The sequence below is a fragment of the Pseudomonas sp. R3-41 genome, assembly GCF_054161485.1.
In genome coordinates this window covers 6,049,041-6,063,957 of the sequence record NZ_CP096421.1, presented here as the reverse complement: position 1 = coordinate 6,063,957, position 14,917 = coordinate 6,049,041, and the positions used below count along the sequence as shown (strand labels likewise).

At 58.0% G+C, this 14,917-nt stretch carries 3 protein-coding genes, 2 tRNA genes and 3 rRNA genes; all 8 read left to right on the top strand.

The window, feature by feature from the left end; all coding sequences use genetic code 11:
- Positions 1–277 precede the first annotated feature (277 nt).
- Positions 278–1,814: ribosomal RNA gene (locus M1D99_RS26190) — 16S ribosomal RNA — on the top strand.
- A gap of 123 nt (positions 1,815–1,937) precedes the next feature.
- A tRNA-Ile gene (locus M1D99_RS26185) sits at positions 1,938–2,014 on the top strand.
- A gap of 10 nt (positions 2,015–2,024) precedes the next feature.
- Positions 2,025–2,100, top strand: a tRNA-Ala gene (locus M1D99_RS26180).
- Positions 2,101–2,342: 242 nt separating this feature from the next.
- Positions 2,343–5,234, top strand: a 23S ribosomal RNA gene (locus M1D99_RS26175).
- Positions 5,235–5,391: 157 nt separating this feature from the next.
- A 5S ribosomal RNA gene (rrf, locus tag M1D99_RS26170) occupies positions 5,392–5,507 on the top strand.
- The 16S, 23S and 5S rRNA genes sit together here with 2 tRNA genes alongside, the layout of an rRNA operon.
- A 155-nt stretch (positions 5,508–5,662) precedes the next feature.
- The gene (recC, locus tag M1D99_RS26165; RefSeq protein ID WP_458131000.1) at positions 5,663–9,115 is read left to right on the top strand and encodes an exodeoxyribonuclease V subunit gamma; all 3,453 of its coding nucleotides are present in this window, start codon (positions 5,663–5,665) and stop codon (positions 9,113–9,115) included.
- A complete protein-coding gene (recB, locus tag M1D99_RS26160) occupies positions 9,112–12,801 on the top strand; it encodes an exodeoxyribonuclease V subunit beta (protein ID WP_434572563.1) in 3,690 nt (1,229 codons plus the stop codon). The genes recC and recB overlap by 4 nt, the downstream gene beginning before the upstream one ends.
- Positions 12,798–14,888, top strand: a complete 2,091-nt coding sequence (gene recD / locus M1D99_RS26155) for an exodeoxyribonuclease V subunit alpha (RefSeq protein WP_434572561.1) — start codon at positions 12,798–12,800, stop codon at positions 14,886–14,888. The genes recB and recD overlap by 4 nt, the downstream gene beginning before the upstream one ends.
- Positions 14,889–14,917: the final 29 nt, after the last annotated feature.

Below are 14,917 nucleotides of genomic sequence, written 5' to 3'. Positions count from 1 at the left end.
TGAAGTTGTTGATGTTTCCGAAGCGAAACTTTGAAAACTTCTTAAAATAACCGCTTGACAGATACACGGGGCGCTGTAGAATGCGCGCCTCGGTTGAGACGAAAGACTCAGCCAACCGCTCTTTAACAACTGAATCAAGCAATTCGTGTGGGTGCTTGTGGAGTCAGACTGCTAGTCAACAGATTATCAGCATCACAAGTTACTCCGCGAGAAATCAAAGATGTAACCAACGATTGCTGAGCCAAGTTTAGGGTTTTCTCAAAACCCAAAGATGTTTGAACTGAAGAGTTTGATCATGGCTCAGATTGAACGCTGGCGGCAGGCCTAACACATGCAAGTCGAGCGGTAGAGAGGTGCTTGCGCCTCTTGAGAGCGGCGGACGGGTGAGTAATGCCTAGGAATCTGCCTGGTAGTGGGGGATAACGCTCGGAAACGGACGCTAATACCGCATACGTCCTACGGGAGAAAGCAGGGGACCTTCGGGCCTTGCGCTATCAGATGAGCCTAGGTCGGATTAGCTAGTTGGTGGGGTAATGGCTCACCAAGGCGACGATCCGTAACTGGTCTGAGAGGATGATCAGTCACACTGGAACTGAGACACGGTCCAGACTCCTACGGGAGGCAGCAGTGGGGAATATTGGACAATGGGCGAAAGCCTGATCCAGCCATGCCGCGTGTGTGAAGAAGGTCTTCGGATTGTAAAGCACTTTAAGTTGGGAGGAAGGGCATTAACCTAATACGTTAGTGTTTTGACGTTACCGACAGAATAAGCACCGGCTAACTCTGTGCCAGCAGCCGCGGTAATACAGAGGGTGCAAGCGTTAATCGGAATTACTGGGCGTAAAGCGCGCGTAGGTGGTTCGTTAAGTTGGATGTGAAAGCCCCGGGCTCAACCTGGGAACTGCATTCAAAACTGTCGAGCTAGAGTATGGTAGAGGGTGGTGGAATTTCCTGTGTAGCGGTGAAATGCGTAGATATAGGAAGGAACACCAGTGGCGAAGGCGACCACCTGGACTGATACTGACACTGAGGTGCGAAAGCGTGGGGAGCAAACAGGATTAGATACCCTGGTAGTCCACGCCGTAAACGATGTCAACTAGCCGTTGGGAGCCTTGAGCTCTTAGTGGCGCAGCTAACGCATTAAGTTGACCGCCTGGGGAGTACGGCCGCAAGGTTAAAACTCAAATGAATTGACGGGGGCCCGCACAAGCGGTGGAGCATGTGGTTTAATTCGAAGCAACGCGAAGAACCTTACCAGGCCTTGACATCCAATGAACTTTCCAGAGATGGATTGGTGCCTTCGGGAACATTGAGACAGGTGCTGCATGGCTGTCGTCAGCTCGTGTCGTGAGATGTTGGGTTAAGTCCCGTAACGAGCGCAACCCTTGTCCTTAGTTACCAGCACGTTATGGTGGGCACTCTAAGGAGACTGCCGGTGACAAACCGGAGGAAGGTGGGGATGACGTCAAGTCATCATGGCCCTTACGGCCTGGGCTACACACGTGCTACAATGGTCGGTACAGAGGGTTGCCAAGCCGCGAGGTGGAGCTAATCCCACAAAACCGATCGTAGTCCGGATCGCAGTCTGCAACTCGACTGCGTGAAGTCGGAATCGCTAGTAATCGCGAATCAGAATGTCGCGGTGAATACGTTCCCGGGCCTTGTACACACCGCCCGTCACACCATGGGAGTGGGTTGCACCAGAAGTAGCTAGTCTAACCTTCGGGAGGACGGTTACCACGGTGTGATTCATGACTGGGGTGAAGTCGTAACAAGGTAGCCGTAGGGGAACCTGCGGCTGGATCACCTCCTTAATCGACGACCGCAGCTGCTTCATGAGCTCCCACACGAATTGCTTGATTCATTGAAGAAGACGATAGAAGCAGCTTTAAGCTCCAAGCTGATAGCTCACAGCTAACAGTTACAAGCTCGAAATTGGGTCTGTAGCTCAGTTGGTTAGAGCGCACCCCTGATAAGGGTGAGGTCGGCAGTTCGAATCTGCCCAGACCCACCAATTTTGTTATGGGGCCATAGCTCAGCTGGGAGAGCGCCTGCCTTGCACGCAGGAGGTCAGCGGTTCGATCCCGCTTGGCTCCACCATAAACTGCTTCTGAAAGCTTAGAAATGAGCATTCCATCAAGGTGATGGTGAATGTTGATTTCTAGTCTTTTGATTAGATCGTTCTTTAAAAATTTGGGTATGTGATAGAAAGATAGACTGAACGTTACTTTCACTGGTAACGGATCAGGCTAAGGTAAAATTTGTGAGTTCTCTTAGTTGAGAAATTCGAATTTTCGGCGAATGTCGTCTTCACAGTATAACCAGATTGCTTGGGGTTATATGGTCAAGTGAAGAAGCGCATACGGTGGATGCCTTGGCAGTCAGAGGCGATGAAAGACGTGGTAGCCTGCGAAAAGCTTCGGGGAGTCGGCAAACAGACTTTGATCCGGAGATGTCTGAATGGGGGAACCCAGCCATCATAAGATGGTTATCTTGTACTGAATACATAGGTGCAAGAGGCGAACCAGGGGAACTGAAACATCTAAGTACCCTGAGGAAAAGAAATCAACCGAGATTCCCTTAGTAGTGGCGAGCGAACGGGGACTAGCCCTTAAGCTTCTTTGATTTTAGCGGAACGCTCTGGAAAGTGCGGCCATAGTGGGTGATAGCCCTGTACGCGAAAGGATCTTAGAAGTGAAATCGAGTAGGACGGAGCACGAGAAACTTTGTCTGAATATGGGGGGACCATCCTCCAAGGCTAAATACTACTGACTGACCGATAGTGAACTAGTACCGTGAGGGAAAGGCGAAAAGAACCCCGGAGAGGGGAGTGAAATAGATCCTGAAACCGTATGCGTACAAGCAGTGGGAGCCCACTTTGTTGGGTGACTGCGTACCTTTTGTATAATGGGTCAGCGACTTATTTTCAGTGGCGAGCTTAACCGAATAGGGGAGGCGTAGCGAAAGCGAGTCTTAATAGGGCGTCTAGTCGCTGGGAATAGACCCGAAACCGGGCGATCTATCCATGGGCAGGTTGAAGGTTGGGTAACACTAACTGGAGGACCGAACCGACTACCGTTGAAAAGTTAGCGGATGACCTGTGGATCGGAGTGAAAGGCTAATCAAGCTCGGAGATAGCTGGTTCTCCTCGAAAGCTATTTAGGTAGCGCCTCATGTATCACTGTAGGGGGTAGAGCACTGTTTCGGCTAGGGGGTCATCCCGACTTACCAAACCGATGCAAACTCCGAATACCTACAAGTGCCGAGCATGGGAGACACACGGCGGGTGCTAACGTCCGTCGTGAAAAGGGAAACAACCCAGACCGTCAGCTAAGGTCCCAAAGTTATGGTTAAGTGGGAAACGATGTGGGAAGGCTTAGACAGCTAGGAGGTTGGCTTAGAAGCAGCCACCCTTTAAAGAAAGCGTAATAGCTCACTAGTCGAGTCGGCCTGCGCGGAAGATGTAACGGGGCTCAAACCATACACCGAAGCTACGGGTATCACGTAAGTGATGCGGTAGAGGAGCGTTCTGTAAGCCTGTGAAGGTGAGTTGAGAAGCTTGCTGGAGGTATCAGAAGTGCGAATGCTGACATGAGTAACGACAATGGGTGTGAAAAACACCCACGCCGAAAGACCAAGGTTTCCTGCGCAACGTTAATCGACGCAGGGTTAGTCGGTCCCTAAGGCGAGGCTGAAAAGCGTAGTCGATGGAAAACAGGTTAATATTCCTGTACTTCTGGTTATTGCGATGGAGGGACGGAGAAGGCTAGGCCAGCTTGGCGTTGGTTGTCCAAGTTTAAGGTGGTAGGCTGGAATCTTAGGTAAATCCGGGATTCCAAGGCCGAGAGCTGATGACGAGTTACCCTTTGGGTGACGAAGTGGTTGATGCCATGCTTCCAAGAAAAGCTTCTAAGCTTCAGGTAACCAGGAACCGTACCCCAAACCGACACAGGTGGTTGGGTAGAGAATACCAAGGCGCTTGAGAGAACTCGGGTGAAGGAACTAGGCAAAATGGCACCGTAACTTCGGGAGAAGGTGCGCCGGTGAGGGTGAAGCACTTGCTGCGTAAGCCCACGCCGGTCGAAGATACCAGGCCGCTGCGACTGTTTATTAAAAACACAGCACTCTGCAAACACGAAAGTGGACGTATAGGGTGTGACGCCTGCCCGGTGCCGGAAGGTTAATTGATGGGGTTAGCTAACGCGAAGCTCTTGATCGAAGCCCCGGTAAACGGCGGCCGTAACTATAACGGTCCTAAGGTAGCGAAATTCCTTGTCGGGTAAGTTCCGACCTGCACGAATGGCGTAACGATGGCGGCGCTGTCTCCACCCGAGACTCAGTGAAATTGAAATCGCTGTGAAGATGCAGTGTATCCGCGGCTAGACGGAAAGACCCCGTGAACCTTTACTATAGCTTTGCACTGGACTTTGAATTTGCTTGTGTAGGATAGGTGGGAGGCTTTGAAGCGTGGACGCCAGTCTGCGTGGAGCCATCCTTGAAATACCACCCTGGCAACTTTGAGGTTCTAACTCAGGTCCGTTATCCGGATCGAGGACAGTGTATGGTGGGTAGTTTGACTGGGGCGGTCTCCTCCTAAAGAGTAACGGAGGAGTACGAAGGTGCGCTCAGACCGGTCGGAAATCGGTCGTAGAGTATAAAGGCAAAAGCGCGCTTGACTGCGAGACAGACACGTCGAGCAGGTACGAAAGTAGGTCTTAGTGATCCGGTGGTTCTGTATGGAAGGGCCATCGCTCAACGGATAAAAGGTACTCCGGGGATAACAGGCTGATACCGCCCAAGAGTTCATATCGACGGCGGTGTTTGGCACCTCGATGTCGGCTCATCACATCCTGGGGCTGAAGCCGGTCCCAAGGGTATGGCTGTTCGCCATTTAAAGTGGTACGCGAGCTGGGTTTAGAACGTCGTGAGACAGTTCGGTCCCTATCTGCCGTGGACGTTTGAGATTTGAGAGGGGCTGCTCCTAGTACGAGAGGACCGGAGTGGACGAACCTCTGGTGTTCCGGTTGTCACGCCAGTGGCATTGCCGGGTAGCTATGTTCGGGAAAGATAACCGCTGAAAGCATCTAAGCGGGAAACTTGCCTCAAGATGAGATCTCACTGGGACCTTGAGTCCCCTGAAGGGCCGTCGAAGACTACGACGTTGATAGGCAGGGTGTGTAAGCGCTGTGAGGCGTTGAGCTAACCTGTACTAATTGCCCGTGAGGCTTGACCATATAACACCCAAGCAATTTGCTGACTCGAAAGAGCGCCAGATTGCGGTGTGTGAAGACGAAACGAACCGAAAGTTCGAATTTCACAAAACACCGAAAGCTATCACATACCCAATTTGCTGAAGCGCGGCCATCAGGCCACGACTCGGTACCCGAATTTCTTGACGACCATAGAGCATTGGAACCACCTGATCCCATCCCGAACTCAGCAGTGAAACGATGCATCGCCGATGGTAGTGTGGGGTTTCCCCATGTGAGAGTAGGTCATCGTCAAGATTAAATTCCGAAACCCCTATCTGCTGATGCAGGTAGGGGTTTTGTTTTGCCCGCAGGAAAGTTCTTACGACAAGCTCGGATTGCTCCCGGCTGTCACAGCCCCCCGACAGTGCTAAGGTTCTGCCCTAGCTTTTGCATTTTCAAGGATGCCTTTCATGCCGGACGCAACGTCCCTCAGCCCTGCTTTCATGGTGGTTCACGGGAATCGCCTTGATGAATTGCGCGGCCTGGTGATCAGCCTGATGCGGCGCTATCCGCTGGCTCCCCTTGAAAATGAAATCGCGCTGGTACAGAGCAATGGTATTGCCCAATGGCTCAAGCTCGCACTGGCTGAAGACCCGGAAGATGATGATTCCGGCGGCTGCGGTATCGCGGCGGCTATTGATGTGCAACTGCCAGGCAGCTTCATGTGGCAGCTCTATCGAATGGTCCTGGGGCGTGATCAGATTCCGGCCAAGTCGCTGCTGGACAAGGCTCCGCTAACCTGGCGCCTGATGCGCCTGCTGCCGCAACTGATCGAGCAGCCGCATTTCGAACCTCTACGACGATTCCTTACCCACGACACCGACTTGCGCAAGCGCTATCAGCTGTCCGAGCGCCTTGCCGATCTGTTCGACCAATACCAGGTGTACCGGGCCGACTGGCTCGAGGACTGGGCTGAGGGTCGACACCAGACCCGAAATGTCCGAGGTGAAATCAAGCCGCTCGCGCCGGCGAATTGCTGGCAAGCGGAACTGTGGCGAGCCTTGTTGCTGGATGTGGGGGAACAAGGCATGGCGCAAAGCCGCGCAGGCGTCCACCAGCGCTACATCGAACGTATCAACAACCTGGAAGCAGCTCCGAAAGGCTTGCCCGCGCGAGTCATCGTGTTCGGTATTTCCTCGTTGCCTGCCCAAGTCCTCGAGGCGCTCGCCGGTCTTTCCCGGTTCAGCCAGGTTCTACTCTGCGTGCATAACCCGTGTCGCCACCATTGGGCGGACATCGTTGCCGACAAGGACTTGCTACGTCATCAATACAAGCGCCAGGCACGCAAGGCTGGCATGCCTGTCGCCCTCGATCCGCAAACCCTGCATCAACATGCCCATCCGTTATTGGCCGCCTGGGGCAAGCAGGGGCGCGACTATATCAACCTGCTCGACAGCTACGATGACCCCAACAGCTATCGCGCGGTATTTCGCGACGGGCGCATCGACCTGTTCACTGACGGGACCCCGACGACCCTTCTCAGCCAGTTGCAGGATGACATCCTGGAACTCCGCCCCCTGAATGAAACACGGGAACACTGGCCCGTCGTCGACACGGAACGAGACGGCTCGATCCGTTTTCATGTGGCCCACGGCGCCCAGCGTGAAGTGGAAATTCTCCATGACCAGTTGCTGGCCCATTTCAGTGCGGATCCGACATTGCGCCCACGGGATATCATCGTCATGGTCCCGGACATCGACAGCTATGCGCCACACATTCGCGCGGTGTTCGGCCAGCTCGACAGAAGTGACCCGCGTTTCATTCCATTCACGCTGACCGACCAGGGCCAGCGCGGACGTGATCCACTGCTGATCGCCGTCGAGCATTTGCTCAAGCTGCCGGACAGTCGTTTCCCAGTCAGCGAAATCCTCGATCTGCTGGATGTCCCGGCGTTGCGCGAACGGTTTGGTATTGATGAGGCCGACCTGCCGACATTGCATCGCTGGATCGAAGGGGCGGGAATTCGCTGGGGAATGAGTGCCGAACACCGCGCCGGGTTGGGCTTGCCCGCGGAGCTTGAGCAGAACAGCTGGCATTTCGGCTTGCGGCGCATGTTGCTGGGGTACGCCGTCGGCAGCTCGCAGGCCTATGACGGCATCGAGCCCTATGACGAGATCGGTGGCCTGGACGCGGCGCTGATCGGTCCGCTGGTTGCTTTGCTGGATGCCTTGGAAGTCGCCCATCAGGAACTCACCCAGCCAGCCTCGCCGCAGCAATGGGGTTCGCGTCTGCACGATCTGATGCAGTTATTCTTCCAGGCGAGTAACGAGCATGACGACTATCTGCTGGCGCAACTCGAGGACTTGCGTGAAACCTGGCTGGAAACCTGTGAGTCGGTAGGGCTGCACGATGAACTGCCGCTGACGGTGGTACGTGAAGCGTGGTTGGCCGGGCTGGATCAAGGGCGACTGTCCCAACGCTTCCTGGCCGGAGCCGTCAATTTCTGCACCTTGATGCCAATGCGTGCGATCCCCTTCAAGCTGGTGTGCCTGCTGGGGATGAATGATGGTGATTACCCAAGAGCCCAACCGCCTTTGGATTTCGATCTGATGGGCGGCGATTATCGCCCGGGCGATCGTTCTCGCCGTGAGGACGACCGTTACCTGTTGTTGGAAGCGCTGCTCTCGGCCCGGGAAAAGCTCTATATCAGTTGGGTGGGACGCAGTATCCGCGATAACAGCGAGCGGCCGGCATCGGTATTGATCGGCCAACTGCGCGATCACCTCGCCAATGGCTGGCGGTTGGCCGATGACAGCAAGCCTCTCCTCGATGCCCTGACTCAGGAGCATCCGCTGCAACCGTTCAGCGCGCGTTATTTCCATCAAGGAGACGAGCTGTTCAGTTACGCGAGCGAATGGCGAATGCTCCACGACATCTCCGATGACACTGACAAAACCCAGGTGCTGGAACCCTACGTCCAGGAGGAGCCCTTGGGCCTCGGTCAGTTGCAGGACTTCCTGCGCAACCCCGTCCGCCATTTCTTCAGCCAGCGGCTGAAAGTGTTCTTCGACGCCATCGAAGCACCTCTGGCCGATGACGAACCTTTCGTGCTCGACGCGCTGCAACGCTACACCCTGAGCGACAGCCTGCTCGAGGCCGCCCTGGTACGCCTGGACCAGCCGGACCTGGCCTTGGCCGCCCATGCCCAGAGGCTCCAGAACAGCGGGCTGTTGCCGATGGCCGGGTTCGGTGAGTGCATGCAGCGCGAATTGATCGAACCCTTGCCGGATCTGCTCCAGCGCTACCAACAGCTTCTGGCGTTGTGGCCCACACCGCTGACCAGTGCTGTGCCGGTCAGCCTGCAATTGCAGGGAGTGAGTGTCGAAGGGTGGCTCAGTGGCCTGCACCAACGCTCCGACGGTTCGGTTCTCGCCATCACCGCCATACCCAACAGCATCGGCTCCACCAAGACCCGCAAGTGGCATCGCCTGATACGGCCCTGGGTCAATCATCTCGTGGCCTGCGCTAACGGCTTGTCGTTGACCACGGCGCTGGTGGCCAGTGATGACAGCTTGCTGTTGTCACCTTTTGAAGAGCCCGTCGCACAAAAAATGCTTGGCGACCTATTGCAGGCCTGGCAGGCCGGTATGCGCCAGCCGCTACCGATCGCGGTGAAGACGGCGTTCGCCTGGCTCGGCCAGAGTGATCTGCTCAAGGCCGAAGCCGCGGCGCGCAAAGCCTATGAGGGCGACGGACAGACGTTCGAGGGCGAGCGGCGGGAAAACCCGGCCTTGGCTCGACAGTTTCCTGATTTCGCAGGCTTGATGGCTGACGAAACATTCCCCGACTGGTGCGATGCGCTTTACCGACCATTGCTCGAAGCCCCGTGGCGTTCATTGGTCAGCGAGGAGGCCCGTTCATGAGTCAGCAGGCACCATTGGCCCTGGCTTTCCCGCTGCGGGGTAGCCAACTGATCGAGGCCAGCGCCGGTACCGGCAAGACCTTCACCATTTCGGCGCTGTACCTGCGCCTGGTGCTAGGGCACGGCGGTTCGGCGTCCGGTTTTGGCCGCGAGTTGCTTCCGCCGCAAATCCTGGTCGTGACCTTTACGGACGCCGCCACCAAGGAGTTGCGTGAACGAATTCGCACCCGTCTGGCCGAAGCCGCACGTTTCTTTCGCGATGAGATTCCAGCTCCGGATTTACTGATCGGCGCATTGCGCGATGAGTTCCGTGCTGAGCAATGGCCTGGCTGTGCGAATCGACTGGACATCGCCGCGCAGTGGATGGACGAAGCAGCCGTCTCGACCATCCATAGCTGGTGCCAGCGCATGTTGCGTGAGCATGCCTTCGACAGCGGCAGCCTGTTCACCCAGACCCTGGAAACCGACCACAGCGAATTGCTGGGCGAGGTATTGCGCGATTATTGGCGGTTGTTCTGCTATTCGATGCAAGGCGAGGCGCTGAATTGGGTGCGTACCCATTGGGGAGGTCCAGCGGCGCTGTTGCCACGGGTGAGGGGATTGTTTTCCAGCGAGCCTGGCAGCGCTGACGGGCTTGAGCCTGCCGAGCTAATCGCCGCCTCGTTGCAGGAGCGTAGTGCCGCCTTGCTCGATCTCAAGGCGCCGTGGCGGCAATGGGCAGTGGAGCTGTTGGAGATCTGCCAGCAAGGCGTCGCCAGCAAGTCTGTTGATGGACGCAAGATGCAGGCGCGTTACTTCGAGCCGTGGTTTCAGAAAATCACCGCCTGGGTCGATGACGAAAGCCATGAGCTGCTGGATATCGGCACCGGGTTCACGCGCCTGACGCCCGAGGGCATGGCCGAAGCCTGGAAAGGCGAAGTGCCCAACCATCCCGGGCTGGAGGCCATGGCCGGTCTCAAGGCCAGCCTGGATGCGTTGCCCACACCTGATGCCGCCGTGCTGCAGCATGCCGCGCAATGGGTCGGGGCGCGTTTCGAAGCGGAGAAACGTCGCCGCGCCGAAATGGGTTTCGACGATATGCTGCTGCGTCTCGACGCGGCGTTGCAGGCCGACGGGGGCGAGCGCCTGGCGAGCCTGATCCGCGAGCAGTTTCCGGTGGCGCTGATCGATGAGTTCCAGGACACCGACCCGGTTCAGTACCGGATCTTCGAAAGTATCTACCGTATTGAAGACAACGACCCCGGGACCGGACTTTTCCTGATCGGCGATCCGAAGCAAGCGATCTACGCCTTTCGCGGTGCCGACATCTACACCTACCTGCGTGCTCGCGAGGCCACGGCCGGCAGGTTGCATACGCTGGGCACGAACTTCCGTTCCAGCCATGCCATGGTGGGGGCGGTCAACCATATTTTCCAGAAGGCCGAGTCCCGCTCGAAGGGGCGTGGGGCTTTTCTGTTCCGTGAGCCTTCGGGCGAGAACCCGGTGCCGTTCCTGTCCGTTGAGTCCCAGGGGCGCAAGGAGTCCCTGCAGATGGCAGGACACACCGTTGCGGCACTGAACATCTGGCACCTGTCGTCGGACCAGCCGCTCTCCGGTGCGGTGTATCGGCAATCCATGGCAGCCGCCTGCGCCAGTGAAATCACGGCATTGCTCAACGGTGGGCAGTCGGGGCGCGACGGCTTCACCGTCGATGGCGAAACGCTGCGCGGGTTGCGCCCGGCGGATATCGCGATCCTGGTGCGCGACGGTAAAGAGGCGCAGGCCGTGCGCGACGAGTTGTCCACGCGGGGCGTGCGCAGTGTCTATCTCTCCGACAAGGATTCGGTCTTTGCTTCGCAAGAGGCGCGGGATTTGCTGACCTGGCTCAAGGCCTGCGCCGAGCCGGATGTGGAGCGACCGCTACGGGCAGCGCTGGCCAGCATCACGTTGAACCTGCCGCTGACGGAGCTGGAGCGTCTCAATCAGGATGAACTGGCCTGGGAAGCCCGGGTCATGCAGTTTCGCGGTTATCGCACAGTCTGGCGCAGCCAGGGCGTGCTGCCGATGTTGCGGCGCTTGCTGCATGATTTCGAATTGCCCCAGGCCCTGATGACGCGCAGCGATGGCGAGCGGGTGCTGACCAACTTGCTGCACCTTTGCGAACTGTTGCAGCAGGCCGCTGGCGAGCTGGATGGCGAACAAGCCTTGATCCGGCATTTGTCCGAGCACCTGGCCTTGTCCGGACAGGCGGGAGAAGAGCAGATCCTGCGCCTGGAAAGCGATGAGCAGTTGGTCAAGGTGGTCACGATCCACAAGTCCAAGGGGCTTGAATATCCGTTGGTTTTCCTGCCCTTCATCTGCTCGACGAAACCGGTGGATGGCAGTCGATTGCCGTTGCATTACCACGACGAGGCCAACAAGGCGCAGATCAGCCTCAAGCCCACCGCCGAATTGATCGCCAAGGCCGATGACGAGCGACTGGCGGAGGATCTGCGGCTGCTCTACGTGGCACTGACCCGCGCACAACATGCCTGCTGGCTGGGTGTCGCGGACCTCAAGCGGGGCAATAACAACAGCTCGATCCTGCATGTGTCCGCGCTGGGTTATCTGTTGGGCGGTGGTGCACCGCTGACCGAATCAGTGGAGCTGAGGCGTTGGCTGGAAGACCTGCAACACGGCAGCGTCGCGGTGAACTGCCAGCCCATGCCCGAACCTACCGACGAACACTATCGGCCGCCACGCAACGACGCTGTGTTACTCGAACCCTTAGTGCCCTTGCGAAAAGCCAGCGAAAATTGGTGGATCGCCTCCTACAGCGCCTTGCGCATCGGCGAAAGCCTGAGCGAAGGCAGCGATACCGCGCCGGAGAATCCACAGGCCCAGAAACTGTTCGACGATGAGCGTCTTGACCCGGACGCGCCCAGGGAGACCATCGCCGTCGGTGGCGACATACACCGCTTTCCCCGCGGCCCCGGTCCCGGCACTTTTCTCCATGGCCTGCTGGAGTGGGCTGCCGGGGAAGGATTTTCATCCGCGCCGGCAGATATCGAGGATGCCATTGCCCGACGCTGCAATCGCCGAGGTTGGAAAGGCTGGATCTCCACGCTGAGCGACTGGCTGCAGCACTTGATCAAAATGCCCATGCCCGTCGGCAGCGACCAGGCGCCGGTGGTGCTCGAACAATTGACCCGGTTCCAGGTCGAGATGGAGTTCTGGTTCGCCAGCCACAAGGTCGATGTGCAAAAGCTCGATCAACTGGTTTGCCGGTTCACCCATGGCGGTGTCGCCCGCGTCGCGGCGGAGCCGGTGCTGCTCAACGGCATGTTCAAGGGCTTCATCGATTTGACGTTCGAGCACGACGGCCGGTATTACGTGGCCGATTACAAGTCCAACTGGCTGGGTGTCGATGACATGGCCTACACCGTACAGGCCATGGAACAGTCGATCCTGGACCATCGCTACGACCTGCAATACGTGCTGTACCTGTTGGCCCTGCATCGCCAGCTCAAGGCTCGGCTTCCCGATTATGACTACGACCGGCACGTCGGCGGCGCGCTGTACCTGTTCCTTCGTGGGACCCGCTCGACAAGCCAGGGCGTGTATTTCACCAAGCCGCCACGGGCCTTGATCGAACAGCTGGATCGGCTGTTCCAGGGCGCGCCAGAGCCCAAGGCTGAGCCGGCGTGGGTACAGGGAGAATTGCTATGAGTCGTTCCTTTGCCGACCTGCTGCCCAAGGCGTCCGACGATGAAAGCCTGGTTGACCTGGCCCCCTTGAGCCGGGCACAGGACCTGCTGTTGTTGCTGACGCGCTGGGTCGAGCGCGGCTGGCTGCGTGCCCTGGACAAGGCCTTCGTGGCGTTCCTCCATGAACTGGCGCCCGACGATGATCCATTGGTCCTGCTCGCCGCTGCGCTGACCAGCCATCAGTTGGGCCACGGGCACGTTTGCCTGGATATATTCGAGACCCTCAAGGAACCGGACTTTGCCCTGTCGCTGCCCCCCGAGGGTGATCCGCAGACAGGCGCGATGTTGCTGCCCTCGCAAATATTGCAGACGCTCGACGGCGCCCATTGGTGCAAGGCCCTGGCGTCCAGTCGGCTGGTGGCCTTGGCTGTGGACGAGAGCGAAGAGGCGCAGCAACGTCCCTTGGTACTGTCTGGCAAACGTCTTTATCTGCGTCGCTACTGGGGGTATGAACGGCGGATCGACGAGGCGTTGCGCCAACGGTTGATCGAGCAGGAAGCGGCGCCCGGTGACCTGCGCGAGCGTTTGGACGGGCTGTTCGGGCCGGCCAACGCCAGCGGCCCGATCGATTGGCAGAAACTGGCCTGCGCGCTAGCGACCCGTGGGGCCTTCAGCATCGTGACCGGCGGCCCGGGCACCGGCAAGACCACCACCGTTGTGCGTCTGCTGGCCCTGTTGCAGGCTCCGGCCGTCGAGGCCGGGAAGCCGCTGCGGATTCGCCTGGCTGCGCCCACGGGCAAGGCGGCGGCGCGCCTGACCGAGTCCATCAGCCAGCAGGTCCGAACCCTGGATGAGGCTGTGCGCGGGTGCATTCCCTGCGACGTCACGACGGTCCATCGATTGCTGGGCAGTCGTCCCGGCACTCGGCATTTTCGTCACCATGCAGGCAATCGCTTGCCGCTGGATGTGCTGGTGGTCGATGAAGCGTCGATGATCGACCTGGAGATGATGGCCAATCTGCTGGATGCACTGCCGGCCCATGCACGGTTGGTATTGCTGGGGGACAAGGACCAGTTGGCCTCGGTGGAAGCCGGTGCGGTGTTGGGGGATTTGTGTCGAGACGCCGAGGACGGCTGGTACAGCCCCCAGACCCGTGCCTGGCTGGAGTCGGTCAGTGGGGAAAACCTGGCGGCCAGTGACCTGCTGCAAGACCTCGACGGCACTCATCCCCTGGCACAGCAAGTGGTCATGCTCAGGCATTCCCGGCGCTTCGGCGAAGGCAGTGGGATCGGTCAGCTCGCTCGTTCGGTCAACCAGCAACAGCCGGAGAAAGCCCGCCAATTATTGGATAACGGGCAGTACGTCGATTTGTTTTCCTTGAAATTGGCAGGTGAATACGACACGAAGCTGGAAAAACTGTTACTCGACGGCAAGCCAGAAGGACCCAAGGGTTATCGGCATTACCTGAGCCTGCTGCGGCAGCGCCGTCCGGCCATTTTTCAGCCATTGGAAGATCGTTGCTGGGCCGATTGGGCCCGTGAGGTCCTGGCGGCCTTCGACGAATTCCAATTGCTTTGCGCGGTGCGCAAAGGCCCGTGGGGCGTCGAAGGACTGAACCAGCGAATCACCGCCGCATTGCTCAAGGCCCGCCTTATCGATAGCGATCACCAGTGGTACGAAGGCCGTCCGGTACTGATGACCCGTAACGACTATGGGCTGGGGTTGATGAACGGTGATATCGGCATTGCCCTCAAGCTCCCCGAGCGTGACGGGCCGGATGCCGGCAAACAGGTCCTGCGGGTCGCTTTCCCGCGCAATGACGGCCAGGGTGGCGTGCGTTTCGTCCTGCCCAGCCGCCTGAATGACGTGGAAACCGTGTATGCCATGACGGTGCACAAATCCCAGGGCTCGGAATTCACCCATACCGCGTTGATCCTTCCGGATGCGCTCAACCCGGTCTTGACCAAGGAATTGGTGTACACCGCCATTACCCGGGGCAAGCAATGGTTCAGCCTGATCGAACCGCGGGCGGGGGTCTTCGAGGAGGCGGTCGGGCGCAAGGTCAAGCGCTTGAGCGGTTTGATGCTGGCGTTGGAACAGGCTGACTGAATCATTGGCTTTCAAGGATTCATGCCCTT

Coding starts and splice junctions, on each gene's coding strand:
- recD (WP_434572561.1), top strand. CDS start 12,798: ATGAGTCGTTCCTTTGCCGACCTGCTGCCCAAGGCGTCCGACGATGAA.
- recC (WP_458131000.1), top strand. CDS start 5,663: ATGCCGGACGCAACGTCCCTCAGCCCTGCTTTCATGGTGGTTCACGGG.
- recB (WP_434572563.1), top strand. CDS start 9,112: ATGAGTCAGCAGGCACCATTGGCCCTGGCTTTCCCGCTGCGGGGTAGC.